The following is a 19,221-nucleotide window of genomic DNA, read 5'->3' as shown; positions in this document are numbered from 1 at the left end:
TGACAAAACGGACGCTGAAAATGATCGATCTCTATTACACTCCATCGCCAAACGGTCACAAAATCACGCTGTTTCTTGAAGAGGCGCAGCTGCAATACCGTCTGATTCATGTCGATATCAGCAAAGGTAGCCAGTTTCACCCTGATTTTCTGCAAATCTCACCAAACAATAAAATCCCGGCCATTATCGACAGTGCCCCGGTAGACGGCGGAAAGCCCATCAGCCTGTTTGAGTCCGGAGAAATTTTACTCTATCTGGCAGAAAAGAGCGGTAAGCTGCTGAGCGGTGAGTTACGTGAACGCCACACTACTCTGCAGTGGTTGTTCTGGCAGGTCAGCGGCCTCGGACCCATGCTCGGTCAGAATCATCATTTTAGCCACTACGCACCACAAACGATTCCCTACGCCATTGAAAGATACCAGGTTGAAACCCAGCGCCTGTACAACGTGATGAATAAACGTCTGGAAACGTCCCCCTGGCTGGGAGGCGATCACTACAGCATTGCCGACATTGCCTGCTGGCCGTGGATCCATGCTCATCAGCGTCAGCGCATCGACCTCGACAACTACCCGGCGGTCAACAACTGGCATGAACGCATCCGTACACGTCCCGCAACGGAACGCGCCATGCAACAAGCACAAAGTGAGAAGCGGTGACGCGATTCGGTTCTCGTGTATCATGCAAAGGTTCATACATGGAGGAAACCTGCAATGTCACAACCTGACGCAATTATTCGTATAAAAAACCTTCGTCTGCGCACTTTTATCGGCATCAAAGAAGAGGAGATCCTTAACCGCCAGGATGTCGTCATCAACATTGCCATTCACTATCCGGCAGACAAAGCCCGTACCAGCGAAGATATCAACGACGCGCTGAATTATCGCACTATCACCAAGAGCATCATTGCCCACGTGGAGGGTAACCGCTTCTCATTGTTAGAAAAATTAACTCAAGATGTGCTCGATATCGCACGCGAACATCACTGGGTCACTTATGCTCAAGTAGAGATAGATAAACTTCACGCATTACGTTACGCCGACTCAGTCTCTATGACGCTGAGCTGGCAGCGCTAAAACATAACCCGGGAGGCGACATGCAGATTCTGATTACCGGCGGTACTGGCCTGATTGGACGTCATCTGATCCCCCGCTTGCTGGAGCTGGGGCATCAGATAACCGTAGTGACCCGTTCTCCTGATAAGGCTCGTCAGATTCTCGACTCCCGGGTTACGCTGTCCAAAGGGCTGGAAGAGCGGCAAAATCTCAATGACATTGATGCCGTCATTAACCTTGCCGGAGAGCCGATTGCGGACAAGCGCTGGAGTGCCCAGCAAAAGGAACGCCTGTGTCAGAGCCGCTGGGTCATCACGCAGAAGCTGGTCGATTTAATCAATGCCAGCGAGACACCGCCCGCAGTGCTAATTTCCGGTTCCGCTACCGGTTACTACGGCGATTTAGGCGAAGTAGTGGTCACAGAAGAAGAGCCGCCACATAACGAATTTACCCATAAGCTGTGCGCCCGCTGGGAGCAGATTGCCAGCACCGCGCAAAGCGACAAAACCCGCGTGTGTATGCTGCGCACCGGCGTGGTACTGGCCTCTGCTGGCGGCATTCTGGCGAAAATGGTTCCGCCGTTTCGTCTTGGCTTAGGCGGACCAATTGGCAACGGACGCCAGTATATGGCCTGGATCCATATTGATGATATGGTCAACGGAATTCTCTGGCTGCTGGATAACGATCTGCGCGGTCCCTTCAATATGGTTTCACCGTACCCGGTGCACAATGAGCAGTTTGCCCACGCGCTGGGCCACGCTCTGAACCGCCCTGCCATTCTGCGCGTTCCCGCCACCGCAATGCGGTTGCTGATGGGCGAATCTTCGGTGCTGGTTCTCGGCGGACAGCGAGCGTTGCCAAAACGCCTGGAAGCGTCCGGTTTCGCGTTTCGCTGGTACGATTTAGAAGAAGCGCTGGCGGATGTCATCCGATAACCCCTAAGCGCTATTCACGGTCGCCGTTGTGGTGGTAAGGTTATAGGCCAGATTTCTGCAATGGCGACGTTATGGCGATAATTTCGACTCCCCGACTTACCCTCTCTTTGTTTCAGTTTTCTGACTGGTCATTTTTCCAGAAACTACGTGAATGTCCTGAAGTCATGCGCTATATGGGCAACATCGCCCCGGCGAAAGATACGCGTCTGTTATTCGCCAGACGCCTTGCCGCACAGCACACTTTTGTCATCCGCGAGCACAACAACCCGACGCCGCTCGGCGATATTGGTCTGCAAATCAGCCATCTCTACCCGCACGAAGCCGACCTCGGCTACGCCATCATGCCACAGGCGCAGGGGAAAGGTATTGCCAGCGAAGCCGTACGCGCGGTGTGCCAGTACGCCTTCGAGCACGCGGCGGTCACGGCGATAAATGCTTACGCACTGGCGGATAATAAGGGCTCAATACGGATTCTGGAAAAAACGGGGTTCGTGCGTACGCAGGTGCTGGAAAAGGCGTATGAGATTGATGGTATCGCCTACGACGACTGGGTTTATCGTCTGGAGTGCGACGCGCTAAAATCCCAGGCCCGGAAAGCGTAGCGCCTCCGGGCAGGTGACTTACTTCAACGAACCTTTGAGGAACTGCTGCAAACGCGGGCTTTGCGGATTACCAAATACCTGCTCCGGATCGCCCTCTTCTTCAATCTTCCCTTGATGCAGGAAAATCACGTGCGTGGAGACATGACGGGCAAACCCCATTTCGTGGGTCACGACCACCATGGTTTTTCCCTCTTCGGCCAGTTGTTGCATAATGCGCAGCACTTCGCCCACCAGCTCCGGGTCAAGCGCCGACGTGGGTTCATCAAACAGTAACACTTCCGGTTCCATCGCCAGCGCACGAGCAATGGAGACACGCTGCTGCTGACCACCGGACAGATGCACCGGATATTTGCCCTGAGCGCGCTCATCAATACCCACTTTCGCCAGATACTTCACCGCACGTTCGCGAGCTTCATGCTTGCTCAGCCCCAATACCTGGATCGGCGCTTCCATCACGTTTTCCAGCACCGTCATGTGGCTCCACAGATTAAAGTGCTGAAAGACCATCGTCAGTCGCGTGCGCAGCAAGCGCAGCTGATTTTTGTCTGCAACCTTAAGCTGGCCGTCTTTGTCGCGTACCAGACCAATGTTCTGACCACTGACGACAATCGACCCCGCGCTCGGTTTCTCGAGAAAGTTAATGCAGCGCAGGAAGGTACTTTTACCGGAACCTGACGAGCCAATAATACTGATAACATCACCCGCATTGGCCTGCAGCGATACCCCTTTCAGCACTTCATGTTCGCCGTAGTGCTTATGTAAATCGATAACGTTTAATTTATTTTCAGACATCGTGTTACTCGAATCATTTAGAGGATACATGCTGCAACCAGCGTTTTTCCGCTTTACGGAACAGACTGATCAGGACATACGAAATAATCAAATACAGAACAGCGGCAATACCGAAGGCGGTAAACGGCTGATACGTTGCCGAGTTGATATCGCGGGCGATTTTCAACAAATCAGGCACCGTTGCGGTAAATGCCAGCGCCGTGGAGTGCAGCATTAAAATAACTTCATTGCTGTAAGCCGGCAGCGCAATACGCAGCGCGGAAGGCAAAATAATGCAGCGATACAGTTTAAACGACGAGAAACCGTAAGCGCGCGCGGCTTCAATCTCACCATGGGGTACGGAACGAATAGCCCCGGCGAAAATCTCCGTGGTATAGGCGCAGGTATTCAGCGTCAGCGCCAGCACGGTGCAATTTAGCCCACTGCGGAAAAACGCGTTGAGGAAGTCCGTGCCTTTGACTATCTCCAGCGTATACATCCCGGAATAAAACACCAGCAACTGGACGTACAGCGGCGTCCCACGAAAAATATAGGTGAACAGCCAGATGGGAAACTGGATAAATTTATTACTGGAAACACGACCAATTGCCAAAAACAGCGCCAGTATCCCGCCCATCACCACCGACGAAATCAGAAGCCACAGGGTGATAGCCACGCCGGTGTAGCGATATCCGTCGGTCCACAGCAGGGACTTCCAGTATTCCTGAATAATCTCAATCACAGGTCAGCCCTCTTCACACCCACGGAATAGCGGCGCTCAAGGTACAGCAGCACACCATTAGAAACAGTGGTAAACACCAGATAGATGACCCCGCACACTACGGCAAAATAGAACGGCTCCCAGGTACTTTTTCCGGCAAGCTGAGTGGCTTTCACCACGTCTTCCAGGCCGAGCAACGATACCAGCGCCGTGGCCTTAAGAATGACCTGCCAGTTGTTGCCAATTCCCGGTAAGGCATAGCGCATCATCGCCGGGAACATAATGCGGCGAAATATTTGTGAACTGGTAAAACCGAATGCCGTCGCGGCTTCAATATGTCCTTTGGGCACGGCCATAAATGCGCCACGAAATGTTTCGGTAAAATAGGCTCCGTAGATAAACCCGAGCGTAATAATACCCGCGACCATCGGATCGATATCAATCTGGCTGATACCGATTGCATCGGTAAGGGTATTCAGCGCGATTTGTAATCCGTAAAAGATGAGCAGCATTAAGACCAGATCGGGCACGCCGCGGATAAGCGTTGTGTACCCTTCGAAAATAAGCGCCAGCGCCCGGCTTTGCGACAGCTTAGCTGCCGCGCCGACAAGGCCTATCAGAACCGCCAGTACCACCGAGCTAAGTGCCAGCTCCAGCGTAACAATTGCGCCCTGTAAAATAACACCTGAAAAGCCATACAACATGCTGCCTGTCCTGTCGTGTGTGGTGGAGTAATAAGCCTCTTTTGATTTCAGACAAACTGTTAAATGCGAGATGGCGACTTTGCCTTATCCGGCCTACAAAATCGCTGTAGACCGGATACGCACAGCGCCATCAGGCATAAATTCAACACGTCAAAAATCTACGGGCTTTATCAGCACCTGCGGTGATTAACCGCCGTAAACATCAAAATCGAAGTACTTTTTCGCCAGCTTCTCGTAAGTACCATCAGCTCGCATCTCGGCAAAGGCTTTGTTCAGTGCTTCGCGCAGTTCGTTATCATCTTTGCGCAGCCCCATACCGGTACCTACGCCGAATAACTTCTCATCTTTTACAGATGGGCCGCCGAATTTGTAATCTTTACCGACCGGCTGTTTCAGGAAGCCTTCGCTGGCCGCGACTTCATCCTGGAATGCAGCATCAATACGCCCGGCAGTCAGGTCAGAATAGATATTGTCTTGCCCCTGATAAGAGACAATTTCAATGCCTTTTGGCGCCCAGTGCTCGTTGCCGAAGGTTTCCTGAGTCGTGCCCTGCAGCACGCCAACACGTTTACCTTTCAGCGACTCAATGGTTGGCTGAATAGCAGAATCTTTAGCGACAACCAGACGCGAGTCGGCTGCATAAAGCTTGTCGGTAAAGGCGATTTCCTGCTGACGTTTTTCAGTGATGGAAAGCGAGGACATAATCGCATCGATTTTCTTCGCTTTTAACGAAGGGATAAGCGCGTCCAGCGGGTTTTCCACGAAGGTACATTGTGTATTGATACGTTTGCACAGCTCTTTAGCCAGATCGATATCAAAACCGACTAATTCACCCTGTGCATTTTTCGATTCGAACGGCGCATAAGTAGGATCGGTACCGATACGAATTTTTTGCGGAATGGCTGCAAATGCTGCGGTAGCACTGGAGAAAGCCAGGACCAGAGAAAGAGACAACACCAGTTTTTTCATAATTATCCTCAACAGACTGTCTTTTATAGGGGATCTTTACAGGACCAGGTGCAGTTATCGTGCCATTAATCGGGCCGACAAGGCAAAGCATTCTACCCTGTCGGCGGTATTTATTTGCATGAAAAGCGCTTAAGTATGCACTCATGCTTATTAAGACAGCGACAAAAGCACCAAAACAGTGCACTGAATTTATTATGCACCGTAATGGTTACCCGCAATGGTGCAGTCCATTCCCCGTTGCGGCGTATTAATCGCCGTAGACATTGAAGTTAAAATACTTGCTCGCCATTTTGTCGTAGGTGCCGTCTTTGCGCAGTTCGCCCAGCGCTTTATCGAAAGCAGCTTTCAGCTCTGCATCATCTTTGCGCAAGCCAATCCCGGTGCCGTCACCAAAGTATTTTTTATCTTTCACCGACGGACCAGCAAAAGCGTAGTCCTTACCGGCAGGCTGCTTCAGGAAGCCTTCGCTGGCCGCGACTTCATCCTGCAACGCCGCGTCCAGACGACCCGCTGTCAGGTCAGAATAGATAAGGTCCTGGTTCGCATAGGCCACCACATCTACGCCTTTGCTGCGCCAGTTGTCATTAGCATAGGCTTCCTGAGTCGAGCCTTGCAGTACGCCAACATGTTTACCTTTGAGGGAATCAAGAGTCGGTTGAATTGGGGAACCTTTCGCGGCGATCAGACGTGAGTCTGCTGCGTAAAGCTTGTCTGAGAACGCAATCTCTTGCTGACGCTTCTCAGTGATTGAAAGCGAGGAGATGATGGCATCAATTTTTTTCGCTTTCAGCGACGGGATCAGCGCATCAAAGTCGCTGGCTACCCAGGTACATTTGATCTGCATGCGCTTACACATCTCATTTCCCAGATCGATATCAAAGCCGACAAAGTCGCCTTTGGCATCTTTAGAGGAAAAAGGTGCGTACGTTGTATCTGTACCAATACGAACCGTCTGCGGAAGTGCTGCGTAGCTGGCCGCGGTGGCGGAGAGTCCTACCAGCAAAGACAAAGCAAGAACCGTCTTCTTCATACATAACCCTCAAGTGGCGTAATTTTATTATGTTTTACGTTGTGTTGTGTGTTTGCAGACTTTTTCATGCAGGTCTTATGCCATTTTCGCGTCGATGAGGATATTCGACGTTAAATATGTTAATAAAACGTTGCAATAATGTCCTGATTTTGAAGATAGCAGGTCTGACGGTTGAACCGCAGCGTTTCGTTGAGTTTTAACGAATTAAATGTTGAGGATATGATCGCGGTTACAAAATTGCCCTGAAACAGGGCAACGGATGTTTCTTTGCACGCTGATGGAACGGTTTTACGCCCCTTGCCAGCGGGTGAACAGATCCTGTGGAAGGGAGATATCAAACTGGTCGAGCACGCGGTTAACCGTTTGATTAATCACATCATCTAGCGTTTGCGGGCGATGATAGAATGCCGGGACTGGCGGCATAATCACCGCGCCAATTTCTGCCGCCTGCGTCATCAGTCGCAGATGCCCCAGATGCAGGGGCGTTTCACGCACGCACAGCACCAGCGGGCGGCGTTCTTTCAACACCACGTCTGCCGCACGGGTAAGCAGCCCATCGGTGTAACTGTGGACGATGCCTGAAAGCGTTTTGATTGAACAAGGTAATATTACCATTCCGGCGGTCTGAAAAGAGCCGGAAGAGATACTGGCGGCGATATCGCGCGTATCGTGATTTACATTCGCCAGTGCCTGCACGTCGCGTACAGAGAGGTCTGTTTCCAGCGCCAGCGTCTGTCGGGCAGCAGCACTCATCACCAGATGGGTTTCCACATCAGTAACGTCACGCAAAACCTGCAGCAGGCGCACGCCATAAATCGCGCCACTGGCACCGCTAATCCCTACAATGAGTCGTTTCATTTTTTCGCCCTTACTTGCTTCAGGGCTGACTTTGCAGGTTTTTATGCGCAGTTGCAAGTCAGTCCACTCTATGTGTCCTGACCTGCAACAGAACATTACCCTTCGTTATGCATCTCGAGGTTTTCCGCTTCGTTCTGACGCAAAATTGCTTTGGCATCGTCATTACGCAGGGAGTCAAGGAAATCGAGATATTGCTGGTCGACGTCTTTGGTGACGTACACGCCGTTAAACACTGAACATTCAAACTGCTGAATATCCGGGTTCTCAGCGCGGACCGCTTCAATCAGATCGTTCAGATCCTGGAAGATAAGACCGTCTGCACCGATTATCTGGCGAATCTCGTCCACTTCGCGACCATGAGCAATCAGCTCCGTCGCCGTAGGCATATCGATACCATAAACGTTCGGGAAGCGAATTTCCGGGGCCGCAGAGGCCAGATACACTTTCTTCGCTCCGGCTTCACGCGCCATCTCGATAATCTGTTCCGAGGTGGTACCGCGCACGATGGAGTCATCCACCAGCAGCACGTTTTTATCACGGAATTCCGCACGGTTGGCGTTCAGCTTACGGCGCACGGATTTACGGCGCAGCTGCTGGCCGGGCATGATAAAGGTACGGCCCACGTAGCGGTTTTTCACAAAACCCTGACGGTACGGCTTACCGAGAATACGGGCAATTTCCAGCGCGATATCGCAGGAGGTTTCCGGAATCGGGATCACCACGTCAATGTCCAGATCTTCCCACTCGCGAGCAATTTTTTCGCCAAGCTTGGTCCCCATATTTACACGGGCGCTGTAGACGGAAATCTTGTCGATAAAGGAGTCAGGACGTGCGAAGTAAACGTATTCAAACAGGCACGGATTGCTGACCGGGTTATCGGCACACTGGCGAGTAAACAGCTGACCTTTTTCGGTGATATACACCGCTTCGCCAGGTGCAACATCGCGCAGGAATTCAAAGCCCAGCGTATCCAGCGCCACGCTCTCGGAGGCCACCATATACTCGGTACGACCATCCCCGATATCGCGTTTACCCAGTACCAGCGGACGGATACCGTTAGGATCGCGGAAAGCAACCATACCGTGGCCGATAATCATCGCCACGCAGGCATAGGCGCCGCGGATCTGGCGGTTGGTTGCCGCAATAGCAGCAAAAATATTATCGGCTTCCAGCGGATAATGGCGGAAGTTATCCAGCTCGCTGGCGAAAATATTCAGCAAAATTTCAGAGTCTGAAGTGGTATTGATGTGGCGGCGCTTTTCTTCAAACAGCTTTTTACGCAGCTCATGCGCATTGGTCAGGTTGCCATTATGGGCAAGCGTGATGCCATACGGTGAGTTGACGTAAAAAGGTTGAGCTTCGGAGGCGCTGGAGCTGCCAGCCGTTGGGTAACGCACATGACCGATGCCCATATTGCCCTGCAAACGCTGCATATGGCGCGCTTCAAAAATATCGCTCACCATTCCGTTTGCTTTACGCAAGCGGAAGCAGTTGTTGGCATCAATGGTGATGATGCCTGCGGCATCCTGACCACGATGCTGGAGCACCGTTAACGCGTCATAAATCGACTGGTTTACCGGCATAACACCGGCGATACCGACAATACCGCACATACGTCTTTTCCTCGTTCAGCAACAACCCAAAGTTTATACTTTGGGCAAGAAACTTGACGAGCTTTGCAGATAGTCAAAGAACCATCTGATGATGAAACTGAACTGCGGGATCAGCTGCGACTTGCTCCAGTCTTCACTTTTCGACAGACCGGTAAAGGTATCGAGAAAGAACAGTATGGCGGCGACGATCAGCGCTCCTCGCAGAGCACCAAAGCAGATCCCCAACACCCTGTCGGTACCCGACAGGCCTGTTTTCTCTACCAGTTGGCCTATCACAAAGTTAACGATAGCGCCGACGATAAGTGTCGCGATAAACAGTATCGCGATAGCAATCCCATTTCGAACGAGTTCGTCTTCAAAGCCCGTAAACCAGACAGACAGGTAAGTGTAGTAATGGCTGGCGACAAAGAAAGCACAACCCCAAGTCACCAACGATAATGCTTCACGAACAAAGCCACGGATCAGGCTAACCAGACAGGAAAAACCAATCACCGCGATAATGGCGTAATCAATCCAGACCATAAGTGTCCCACGATTTAACGCCCTGTCGTCCTGTTCGGGGCGCATTCTAACAGAAAAAGAAAACGTTTGCGTAGGGATTTCCTTTCCACGCGTAAATAAAAATGGCGCTGAAAAAATCTTCAACGCCATACCGTTTTATGCCTCTTCGGGCACTGCCGGATAGCGGTAAAAACGCCCTATCCGGCCTGAATTAAGAGCAACGCCGTGAACAGCGCAATCCCTTAATTAGGGGTGTACCCCATCACTACGCCACTCAGACCGGAGATCTTCTGCAGCTCGCCCAGCGAGTTCTTCAGCTTATCTTTGGAGGCGTCAGGTCCTACGAGAATACGGGTTATTTTACCCTGCACCGGCGTTGACGGGGAAGTATATACCCGGAAGCCCGCGCCACGAAGTTTACCCACGATCTCATTGACCTTATCCGCATTTTTCAGCGCACCGAGCTGTACAACGTACGCTTTGCCGGTTGGCGCTGGCGGTTCCACCGCGGCCGGTTTCGGCGCTGGAGCCGGTGCTGGCGTCGGAGCGACGGCAACCGGCTGCGGCTTCGGTTTGGGTTTCGGCTGTTCTACAGGCGCGGGGACAGGATCTAACTCCGCGCTGTTTGCCGTCGTCAAACGTGACGGATCCAACGATGGCGCGGCAGCATCGCCCGCGCGCACCTCTTCAGCCGCCCCTTCCGGTGGCTGCGTCGGCAGCGCCTGCGTGGCTGCAGGCATCATGTCTGGTTCATCGCGATCGCCGGGTTTCGGCACCAGCGGGATCGCCGCAAACTCATCCTGATAATGCTTTTTCTGCCCGTCAAGCAGCCCGGGGAGCACAATCACCCCCAGCGCGACCAGCACAATTGTGCCGACTAATCGATTCTGAAACTTACTCGCCACCGCTTCTCCCCACGTCTATCACTTCCATGACATGTGCGACAGTGTGAAACGATCCACACACCAACACGGTATCTTCTGGCTTCGCCTCAGCTAGCGCCGCAGACCATGCCTGCGCCACGCTGTCATAGGCGTAGCCTTTGCCCAGATGCTCCAGCAGTTGTTCTGCAGTAGCACCACGCGGCCCTTCCAGGGGCGCACAGTACCAGGCGTCAACCACGCTTTTTAACCAGGCTAACGTACCGGCAATATCTTTATCATGTAGCATACCGATAACCGCAAGTACACGCCCGCTTTTCACTAATTTTTTCAGACGGCCGGTCAGATACTCCGCCGCATGCGGGTTATGGGCAACATCAAAAATCACCCGCGGCGACTCGCTCACAATCTGGAAGCGCCCCGGTAAAATCGCCTGTTCAATACCGTCACGAATGGCCTGCTCGCTGACGTTCAGCCCGCTTGCGCGCAGTGCTGCCAGTGCGGTCGCGGCGTTAGGTTGTGGGACCTGCGGCAACGGCAGGTGCGCCAACGTGCCGTGATCGTCCGTAAAGGACCAGTCGTTCTCCGTGACCACATAGCGCCAGTCCACGCCGCAGCGTTGCAAAATCGCCCCGCTCTCTTGCGCAACATCGGCGATGGTGTAGGGCATTTCCGGCTCGCCGACGATAGCCGGTTTCTCTGCACGGAAAATTCCCGCCTTCTCACGACCAATGCTTTCGCGATCCGGGCCCAGCCAGTCAGTATGGTCAAGCGCAATGCTGGTGACCACCGCAACATCGGCATCCACGATATTGGTCGCGTCAAGGCGACCGCCTAACCCAACTTCCAGGATGACGACATCCAGTTGGGCCTGTTTAAACAACCAGAGCGCCGATAAGGTACCGTATTCAAAGTAGGTCAGGGAAATGTCGCCACGCGCGTCTTCAATCTCAGCAAACGAGGCGGTATGCGCTGATTCCGGCAGTTCACGCCCCTGCACGCGTACGCGTTCCGTGTAGCGTACCAGATGCGGCGAACTGTAAACGCCAACTTTATAACCTGCTGCGGTCAGCACAGATTCCAACGTACGGCAGGTTGTGCCTTTCCCGTTGGTTCCCGCCACCGTAAAAACAAATGGCGCGGGTTTCAACACACCCAGTTTGCGCGCCACCTGACTTACGCGTTCCAGGCCGAGATCGATGGTTTTACTGTGCAGGTTTTCCAGATAAGAAAGCCACGATGCCAGGGGCGACGCGGCTTGAGGAATACGTTTATTGTCCATGATGGCTGTAGATTCTTTACGTTGAGAAAAGCAAAAGGGCAGCACCAACCGGCCTGCCCTTTTTTACACGTTGTTTTTCACGTTGCAGATGCGTTGGCTGTGCTCGCTCACCCGAATCACTTACCTGTGTAAGCTCATCGGGATCAACTCTCTTATCGCCTGCCTGCAACCCGAAACCCATAGAGTAAACTATCAGGCCTCTGATTCCTGATCGGGAACCGGAGGTACCACCTCGCCTTCACGCGGCTCATCCGGATTCGGCGTAGGAAGATTCATCAGCTTCGCCAGAATGCTTGCCAGTTTCAGGCGCATTTCCGGACGGCGGACGATCATATCGATAGCGCCTTTTTCAATCAGGAACTCACTACGCTGGAATCCCGGCGGCAGTTTCTCACGTACGGTTTGCTCGATAACACGCGGACCAGCAAAGCCGATCAGTGCTTTCGGTTCTGCAATGTTGAGATCGCCCAGCATCGCGAAGCTAGCAGAAACACCGCCCATTGTTGGATCGGTCAGTACAGAAATATACGGTAAACCGCGTTCCTGCATTTTCGCCAGCGCAGCAGAGGTTTTCGCCATCTGCATCAGAGACATCAGCGCTTCCTGCATACGCGCCCCGCCAGAAGCGGAGAAGCAGATCAGCGGACAGTTATCTTCCAGCGCCTGCTCAACGGCACGGACAAAACGCGCGCCGACCACAGAGCCCATGGAGCCGCCCATAAACGCGAACTCGAATGCAGCAGCAACGACCGGCATACCGTGCAGCGTGCCTTTCATTACCACCAGCGCATCTTTCTCGCCGGTTTCTTTCTGCGCAGAAGCCAGTCTGTCTTTGTACTTTTTGGAGTCACGAAACTTCAGCACATCTTTCGGCTCAAGCTCGCTACCCAGTTCCACAAGAGAACCTTCATCTAACAGGCTATGCAGGCGATTGCGCGCCGACATGCGCATATGATGGTCACACTTCGGACAGACCTCAAGATTACGTTCCAGCTCAGCACGGTATAAAACCTGACCGCAGCTATCACACTTGGTCCACACCCCTTCAGGAATGCTTGCCTTGCGGGTGGGAGTAATGTTGCTTTTAATTCGTTCAATCCAGCTCATTGGTGACCTTTCTGCCTGAACCCTAGTCAGCTTTGTTATAAGGGGCGCATAATGCCATTTTTGCCCCTAACAGACCATGAATGTTGCACATTAAAACATAACAGCCCGAAACTTTGGATAAAAAAGTGGTCGAACCGCTGAGTTACTTTCTATTTTGCAGCCCGTGACGCAGCGCGTTTATGGCGAATCACTTCAATTATGCCCGGCAATACGGAAAGGACGATGATCGCCACAATCAGTAATTTCAGGTTTTCCTGAACGATCGGCAGATCGCCGAACAGATAGCCTGCATAGGTGAACAGCAATACCCACAGCAGCGCGCCTGCGACGTTATACATCGCAAAATGACGGTAGGACATGTGTCCCATACCGGCAACAAACGGTGCAAATGTACGCACGATAGGTACGAAACGCGCGAGGATAATCGTTTTGCCGCCATGACGCTCGTAGAACGCATGGGTTTTATCCAGGTAACTGCGACGGAAAATTTTAGAGTTCGGGTTACTGAAGAGTTTTTCACCGAACAAACGGCCAATCGTGTAGTTCACCGCATCGCCGATAATCGCCGCCACAATCATCAACATCACCATCAGATGAACATTGAGATCGTTAGTTGGCAGCGCAGAAAGCGCGCCAGCGACAAACAGCAGCGAGTCTCCCGGCAGGAACGGCGTCACCACCAGCCCGGTTTCGCAGAACAGGATCAGAAACAGAATCGCGTATACCCAGATACCGTATTCCGCAACCAGCTCCGCCAGATGCACATCAATGTGCAGGATAAAATCGATAAGAAAGTAAATCAGGTCCATAGTTTTGCCTTTATACGACTCAAATTAGTCCGCCAGAAATAGCGGGCCCATAGGCGGTTTTGGCAGGTCGAACCGTTCCGGGTAATCTACTGCAACCAGATACAGTCCTTCCGCTTTCGCCGTTGCCGCTGCCAGCGTTCTGTCCTTCGCCGCTAGCAGTTCTGCTATCCAGCTCTCCGGCTGGTTGTTGGCGCCTACTTCCATCAGGCTGCCGACAATATTCCTGACCATATGATGTACAAAGGCATTCGCTTTAATATCCACCACCACATATGCACCAAAACGTTCAACGTTAATGTGCATCACGTTACGCCACGGTGTGCGCGACTGACACTGCACCGCCCGAAACGAAGTAAAATCATTTTCGCCAATCAAACACTGGGCCGCACGATGCATACGCTCAGCGTCCAGCGGTTCATAGTAATGGGTTACCCCTTTACCTAAAACCGCAGGGCGCAACCGATGATTGTAGATGATGTAGCGATAACGGCGAGCCGTGGCGCTAAATCGGGCATGGAAATCATCGGGTACAGCTTTCACCCAGCGCACAGCGATGTCACCAGGTAAATTCGCATTTACCCCCAGTGTCCAGGCTGCATCTTTACGCTGGGCAGTCGTTTCAAAGTGCACGACCTGCCCTGTGCCATGAACGCCCGCATCCGTGCGTCCCGCACAAAAGACAGTGATGCGTTCATTCGCCACCTGAGAGAGCGCTTTTTCCAGTTTTTCCTGAACGCTACGCACTTCGTTCTGGCGCTGCCAGCCATAATATTTGCTGCCGTCATACTCAATGCCCAGCGCAATTTTATGGGTTGACGGCTGTTGCAGGTCAGACATTAGTACAGGTACTCCTGCACCAGTTTTTCCGCAATTTTTACCGCCATCAACGCGCCACCAAAGCGTACGTTGTCTGCCACAGACCAGAACTGAACCTGTTCCGGCATCCCGTAATCGTTATGCACACAGCCAACTGAAAGGTGCGGAGTACCTGACGCATCGCCAACCTGCGTCGGGATATAGGTCTCTTCTGACAACACTACGTCCTCACCGCGTGAAAACGCATCACGTGCTTCTTCCGCCGCCAACGGACGCAGAGCTTCAAAATTCACCATCTGTGCGTGGCCATAAAATACCGGCGACTGCACGATGCTGGCGGAGATAAGCAGCCCGTCGTCCTGCATAATTTTGCGCACTTCATCGACGATACGGCGCTCTTCGCGCACGCTACCTTCGCGATCCGGCAGCAGCGGCAGCATGTTGAACGCCAGCTGACGGCCAAAGAAATCGTCATCGTCAATCGGGATGCCGTTCAGTAGTTTCGCGCTCTGTCCGGCAAGCGCATCTACGGCTTTTTTACCGTGAGCGGAAGCGGAAATAATATTGGTCACCGTAATACGTGACAGCCCGCCGTCATCAATTAGCGGCTTCAGCGCAGACAGCAGTTGGCTGGTCAGGCTGGAAGGGACCGCAATCACATTGCGGTTGCGGTAATCCGCCAGTACGAACGGGTTAACGTCCGGAACCACCAGTGGAACGTCCGGCTCAAGCGCGAACAGGCCACTGCTGTCGATAACCAGGCAACCGGCATTGGTCGCTTCTTCCACCCATGCGGCGGTGGCTTCAGCGCCCGCAACAAAAAATGCCAGTTGCGCCTGCGTCCAGTCAAAGTCTACAACGTCCTGAACAAGGACCGATTTACCGTTAAAACGTAGATGCTCACCTGCGCTTTCATTACGCGCCAGCGCATAAATTTCACCGACCGGGAACTGGCGTTCAGCCAGCGTATCGAGCAGGGCTTCGCCTACGGCGCCCGTTGCGCCCAGAATGGCAATATTCCAGCCTTCAGACATGGTGATTTACTCCAGAAATACGTAAGCGTCCCTGTCGCATTATTCGACAGGGAGCATTAAGAAGACATTAATGTGCCGGGTGATAAACAGCGTTAAAACCTAGCTTACACAGCAAGGCAGCAGCCGTTGCGTCGTCACACATCACGTATAAAGACGACCATTCACGGCGCTCAAGATAATTTTTACGCAGCTTATCAAACTCACCCGGAATTCCAGCGACTTTACGCAGCGGCGCATCATCGCGGCGCACATCATACACTAAATGCACCAGCCTTTTCAGCGTTGGCTGATCTAACGGGCCATGCAGAGTGATACGACCAAATTCCGGCGCAGGTAACAGGGTATTGAGCGCAACGTGTTGTTCGCGACCAATAAACTTGCTAAAAGCCTCAAAGACCTGCGTGGTGCCGCGCGCTTTTCCTTCCAGGGTATACCCGGCAATGTGCGCCGTGCCGATATCGGCTTTCTCCAGCAATGCCACATTGAGATCCGGCTCCCCTTCCCAGACATCCAGCACGACGCTCAGCGACTGCCCGGCATTCAATCGGTTCAGCAATGCCGTATTGTCGATGACCGGCCCGCGGCAGGCGTTGATCACAATGGTGCCCGGCTTCAGCCGGCTAATCAGCGCATCATCTGCCAGGTGCAGCGTTTTGTACGGTCCGTCTTTAAACAGCGGCGTATGGAAAGTCAACACATCGGCTTGCTCTACCAGTTCGTCGAGCGAGCGGAAATCTCCCTCGTCACCGCGATCGGCTCGCGGCGGATCGCACAGCAGCGTGCGGATCCCCAGTGCTTCCAGACGTGCCTGCAAACGGCCGCCCACATTGCCCACGCCTACGATGCCTACAGTACGATCGCGTAACGCAAACCCGTCGCGCTCCGCCAGCATCAGCAACGCTGAAAAAACATATTCTACGACCGCAATCGCGTTACAGCCGGGCGCTGCGGAAAAGCCGATCTTCGACTGCGCAAGCCATGCTTCATCCACATGGTCCGTGCCTGCGGTTGCCGTGCCGACAAATTGAACCGGTTTTCCGCTAAGCAGTGATTCATTTACTTTCGTCACCGAGCGCACCATTAAGGCATCCGCATCATCCAGTTCGGCAACGGGAATCGGGCGACCGGGAACCGCTTTGACCTCCCCCAAACGACTGAACAGTTCGCGGGCATAGGGCATATTTTCATCAACGAGGATTTTCACGTCTTTCGCACCTGTTTGAGAACGAGAGTTAACCGGGCAAGTGTGCCATAATCTCGCCGCCAGGCATACTGCGAGACCTGGTCAGCACAGATTTAAGGAACAGAGATGATGCAGCCCATTTCAGGTACACCCGCACGCCCTCCCGGCGAAGGCCAAAATGCCCCTTCTGCTGCGGGTGAACAACCGTTATCCACACAACAACGTACCGTGCTGGAACGACTGATTACCCGTCTGATTTCACTCACCCAACAGCAAAGCGCCGAGGTGTGGGCCGGAATGAAGCACGATCTGGGCGTCAAAAGTGATACACCGCTGCAATCACGTCACTTTCCTGCCGCGGAGCAAAACCTGAATCAGCGGCTGGGTGTTGCTCAGCAAAATCATGCTAATCGTCAGGTTCTCTCACAGCTCACTGAATTACTGAGTCAGGGAAATAACCGCCAGGCGGTAAGTGATTTTATCCGTCAGCAGTATGGGCAAACGGCGCTCAGCCAGCTCACGCCTGAGCAGTTGAAGAACGTGCTCACGCTGCTGCAACAAGGGCAGCTTTCTATACCGCAACCGCAACAGCGCCCGGCCACCGATCGTCCGTTATTACCCGCAGAGCACAATACGCTGAACCAGTTGGTTACCAAACTGGCGGCGGCCACGGGAGAGTCAGGTAAGATGATCTGGCAGTCAATGTTAGAGCTGTCTGGCGTAAAAAGCGGTGAGCTGATCCCCGCCAAACAGTTTACTCATCTGGTCACCTGGCTGCAGGCGCGCCAGACGCTCAGCCTGCAAAGCGCCCCGACGCTACAAACGCTCCAGGCGGCCCTGAAGCTGCCATTAGAGCCGAATGAGCTGACGGCAATAAAAGAGTACGCGCAGCAGACGTATCAGATCCAACCACAAACGATTCTGACCACGGTGCAGGTGCAGGACTTGCTGAATCAAATCTTCCTGCGCCGCGTAGAACGGGAACGCGAGCTAAACGATCCGCGCCATCTTCAGCCTATTTACAGCCCGTTCGCGCCGATGATTGAAACGGTTAAATCTCTGTCGGCACGACCGGGATTGCTGTTTGTCGCGTTAATGATCGCATTAGCCATTTTCTGGCTGGTCGCTTAACCTTTGCTCAGCGTAAGCAGCGTCACGACAATCCCCACCACGGCGGATATCGCTCCGGCAAGGAATACCGAGGGATAACCGTACGCGGTGGCCAGCACCCCGGCGACCGGGCCGCTTATGCCGTAGGAGATATCCTGAAACGCGGCGTAACCGCCCAGCGCCGTACCGCGAACCTGCGCGGGCACTCGCTTCACAACCTCTACGCCCAATGCCGGGAAGATAAGCGAACATCCTGCCCCGGTTAATGCCGCCCCGAGCAGCGCAATCCATGCTGATGGGGCCTGCCACAGCAGAATCAGCCCCGCGGTTTCAACCAGTAAGGAGACAACGGCTACCTTCACGCCTCCGAACCGATCCGGCATCCAGCCAAACAGAATGCGCATCAGCACAAACGCCCCACCAAACGCGGTCAGGGTGAACCCCGCCATCGTCCAGCCGTTGCTGACAAAATAGAGTGAAATAAACGTACCGATCACCGCAAAACCAACGCCCTGCAGCGCCAGGCCCAGGCCCGGTTTCCAGATAAGCCCTACCACGCTCCATAAAGAAGGGCGTTCTCCTGCATGAGCAGGCACTTTGCGAACGGTGCCGTTGAATGCCCATGCCAGCAGCGGTAATACCATTGTCGTTCCCGCCAGCGCCGCGAAGCCAAAGTGGCTATGGATTAGCAAGCCCAGCGGCGCACCGGCGGCCAGCGCACCGTAAATAGCCATCCCGTTCCACGACATCACCTTACCCGAGCGTGTTGGACCGACCAGCCCAAGCCCCCAGGTCAGCGTTCCGGTGAGCAGTTGGCTTTCGCCAAAACCGAGGATCAAACGCCCGACGATTAACAATGCAAATTTTACAGGGACAGAGACAGGCAATAGCGCGGCTAACAACCACGCCGCACCCGCCAACCCACAGGCAAACATCCCCTGTAGCGCCGAACGTTTGGCGCCATATTGATCGGCTAAGCGCCCGGCGTAGCCGCGCGTTAATACCGTTGCCAGAAACTGTACGCCTACGGCGATACCAACCATGGTGTTGCCATAGCCCAGCTCCTGATGCACAAACAGAGGAATAACGGGCAAAGGTAGGCCGACCGTCATATAGGTCAGGAAAACTGCAAAAGCGATACGAAACAGCGAAAAGTTCGCCGAAGGTGTTTTTTCTTGTTGGGTTACAGCTGTCATGCGTTACTCCAAAATGCAGAGTAAGGCGAGGAATGTCCACGCCCCCT

The 19,221-nt window shown here is 53.4% G+C and carries 21 protein-coding genes; 5 read left to right on the top strand and 16 right to left on the bottom strand.

All coding sequences use genetic code 11. The features are described 5' to 3' along the window. Positions 1 to 20 precede the first annotated feature (20 nt). The 4 genes from yfcG (at position 21) to O6D90_RS07340 (ending at position 2,589) form a co-directional block, all read left to right on the top strand. Positions 21 to 656 (top strand): GSH-dependent disulfide bond oxidoreductase, encoded by a 636-nt coding sequence (gene yfcG / locus O6D90_RS07355; protein ID WP_016153848.1) that lies wholly within the window; start codon positions 21 to 23, stop codon positions 654 to 656. 54 nt (positions 657 to 710) lie between these two features. Then, positions 711 to 1,073, top strand: a complete 363-nt coding sequence (folX, locus tag O6D90_RS07350; RefSeq protein ID WP_016157045.1) for a dihydroneopterin triphosphate 2'-epimerase — start codon at positions 711 to 713, stop codon at positions 1,071 to 1,073. Positions 1,074 to 1,093: 20 nt separating this feature from the next. Further along, positions 1,094 to 1,987, top strand: a complete 894-nt coding sequence (locus O6D90_RS07345; protein WP_016153850.1) for a TIGR01777 family oxidoreductase — start codon at positions 1,094 to 1,096, stop codon at positions 1,985 to 1,987. A gap of 71 nt (positions 1,988 to 2,058) precedes the next feature. Further along, positions 2,059 to 2,589 carry a GNAT family N-acetyltransferase gene (locus O6D90_RS07340; protein ID WP_016157046.1) on the top strand — a complete coding sequence of 177 codons (531 nt, stop codon included), beginning with the start codon at positions 2,059 to 2,061 and terminating at the stop codon, positions 2,587 to 2,589. 18 nt (positions 2,590 to 2,607) lie between these two features. On the opposite strand, the gene hisP is transcribed toward O6D90_RS07340, so the two are convergent. From hisP to pdxB, 15 genes are all read right to left on the bottom strand, one after another. After that, positions 2,608 to 3,381 (bottom strand): histidine ABC transporter ATP-binding protein HisP, encoded by a 774-nt coding sequence (hisP, locus tag O6D90_RS07335; protein ID WP_016157047.1) that lies wholly within the window; start codon positions 3,379 to 3,381, stop codon positions 2,608 to 2,610. 13 nt (positions 3,382 to 3,394) lie between these two features. Next, positions 3,395 to 4,102 (bottom strand): histidine ABC transporter permease HisM, encoded by a 708-nt coding sequence (hisM, locus tag O6D90_RS07330; protein ID WP_003028116.1) that lies wholly within the window; start codon positions 4,100 to 4,102, stop codon positions 3,395 to 3,397. Further along, positions 4,099 to 4,785: a histidine ABC transporter permease HisQ gene (locus O6D90_RS07325; protein WP_016153853.1), complete on the bottom strand. Its 687-nt coding sequence runs from the start codon at positions 4,783 to 4,785 to the stop codon at positions 4,099 to 4,101. Before O6D90_RS07325 ends, hisM begins: the two co-directional genes overlap by 4 nt. Before the next feature lie 186 nt (positions 4,786 to 4,971). Next, the gene (hisJ, locus tag O6D90_RS07320) at positions 4,972 to 5,754 is read right to left on the bottom strand and encodes a histidine ABC transporter substrate-binding protein HisJ (RefSeq protein WP_003028120.1); all 783 of its coding nucleotides are present in this window, start codon (positions 5,752 to 5,754) and stop codon (positions 4,972 to 4,974) included. A gap of 247 nt (positions 5,755 to 6,001) precedes the next feature. Beyond that, positions 6,002 to 6,784 (bottom strand): lysine/arginine/ornithine ABC transporter substrate-binding protein ArgT, encoded by a 783-nt coding sequence (gene argT, locus O6D90_RS07315; protein ID WP_006683634.1) that lies wholly within the window; start codon positions 6,782 to 6,784, stop codon positions 6,002 to 6,004. 288 nt (positions 6,785 to 7,072) lie between these two features. Continuing rightward, the gene (locus O6D90_RS07310) at positions 7,073 to 7,642 is read right to left on the bottom strand and encodes a UbiX family flavin prenyltransferase (protein WP_019077299.1); all 570 of its coding nucleotides are present in this window, start codon (positions 7,640 to 7,642) and stop codon (positions 7,073 to 7,075) included. Positions 7,643 to 7,737: 95 nt separating this feature from the next. Then, the gene (gene purF / locus O6D90_RS07305) at positions 7,738 to 9,255 is read right to left on the bottom strand and encodes an amidophosphoribosyltransferase (RefSeq protein WP_005129677.1); all 1,518 of its coding nucleotides are present in this window, start codon (positions 9,253 to 9,255) and stop codon (positions 7,738 to 7,740) included. Between the two features lie 33 nt (positions 9,256 to 9,288). Then, positions 9,289 to 9,777, bottom strand: a complete 489-nt coding sequence (gene cvpA / locus O6D90_RS07300; protein WP_005129678.1) for a colicin V production protein — start codon at positions 9,775 to 9,777, stop codon at positions 9,289 to 9,291. 221 nt (positions 9,778 to 9,998) lie between these two features. Beyond that, positions 9,999 to 10,661 carry a cell division protein DedD gene (gene dedD, locus O6D90_RS07295; protein ID WP_016153857.1) on the bottom strand — a complete coding sequence of 221 codons (663 nt, stop codon included), beginning with the start codon at positions 10,659 to 10,661 and terminating at the stop codon, positions 9,999 to 10,001. Next, positions 10,651 to 11,919, bottom strand: a complete 1,269-nt coding sequence (gene folC, locus O6D90_RS07290; RefSeq protein ID WP_032931705.1) for a bifunctional tetrahydrofolate synthase/dihydrofolate synthase — start codon at positions 11,917 to 11,919, stop codon at positions 10,651 to 10,653. Before folC ends, dedD begins: the two co-directional genes overlap by 11 nt. A gap of 192 nt (positions 11,920 to 12,111) precedes the next feature. Further along, a complete protein-coding gene (gene accD, locus O6D90_RS07285) occupies positions 12,112 to 13,026 on the bottom strand; it encodes an acetyl-CoA carboxylase, carboxyltransferase subunit beta (protein ID WP_016153859.1) in 915 nt (304 codons plus the stop codon). Positions 13,027 to 13,175: 149 nt separating this feature from the next. After that, positions 13,176 to 13,835, bottom strand: a complete 660-nt coding sequence (locus O6D90_RS07280) for a DedA family protein (RefSeq protein WP_016153860.1) — start codon at positions 13,833 to 13,835, stop codon at positions 13,176 to 13,178. A gap of 24 nt (positions 13,836 to 13,859) precedes the next feature. Next, entirely contained in the window at positions 13,860 to 14,672 is an 813-nt protein-coding gene (truA, locus tag O6D90_RS07275; protein WP_016157050.1) for a tRNA pseudouridine(38-40) synthase TruA, read from the bottom strand. Next, the gene (locus O6D90_RS07270; protein ID WP_016157051.1) at positions 14,672 to 15,685 is read right to left on the bottom strand and encodes an aspartate-semialdehyde dehydrogenase; all 1,014 of its coding nucleotides are present in this window, start codon (positions 15,683 to 15,685) and stop codon (positions 14,672 to 14,674) included. Before O6D90_RS07270 ends, truA begins: the two co-directional genes overlap by 1 nt. A 67-nt stretch (positions 15,686 to 15,752) precedes the next feature. Continuing rightward, positions 15,753 to 16,889, bottom strand: coding sequence for a 4-phosphoerythronate dehydrogenase PdxB (pdxB, locus tag O6D90_RS07265; RefSeq protein WP_016153863.1), 1,137 nt, complete (start codon positions 16,887 to 16,889; stop codon positions 15,753 to 15,755). A gap of 108 nt (positions 16,890 to 16,997) precedes the next feature. Here pdxB and flk point away from each other — a divergent pair, with 108 nt between their 5' ends. Then, entirely contained in the window at positions 16,998 to 17,999 is a 1,002-nt protein-coding gene (flk, locus tag O6D90_RS07260; protein WP_016153864.1) for a flagella biosynthesis regulator Flk, read from the top strand. On the opposite strand, the gene O6D90_RS07255 is transcribed toward flk, so the two are convergent. Continuing rightward, complete coding sequence (locus O6D90_RS07255; protein WP_088583049.1) at positions 17,996 to 19,174, bottom strand: MFS transporter; 1,179 nt, start codon at positions 19,172 to 19,174, stop codon at positions 17,996 to 17,998. The genes flk and O6D90_RS07255 overlap by 4 nt on opposite strands. Positions 19,175 to 19,221 lie beyond the last annotated feature (47 nt).

Origin of the sequence: Citrobacter sp. 21OH12SH02A-Citro, from assembly GCF_027919895.1 — a bacterium.
Classification (GTDB): domain Bacteria; phylum Pseudomonadota; class Gammaproteobacteria; order Enterobacterales; family Enterobacteriaceae; genus Citrobacter; species Citrobacter braakii.
This window is presented reverse-complemented; position numbering and strand designations above follow the sequence as displayed.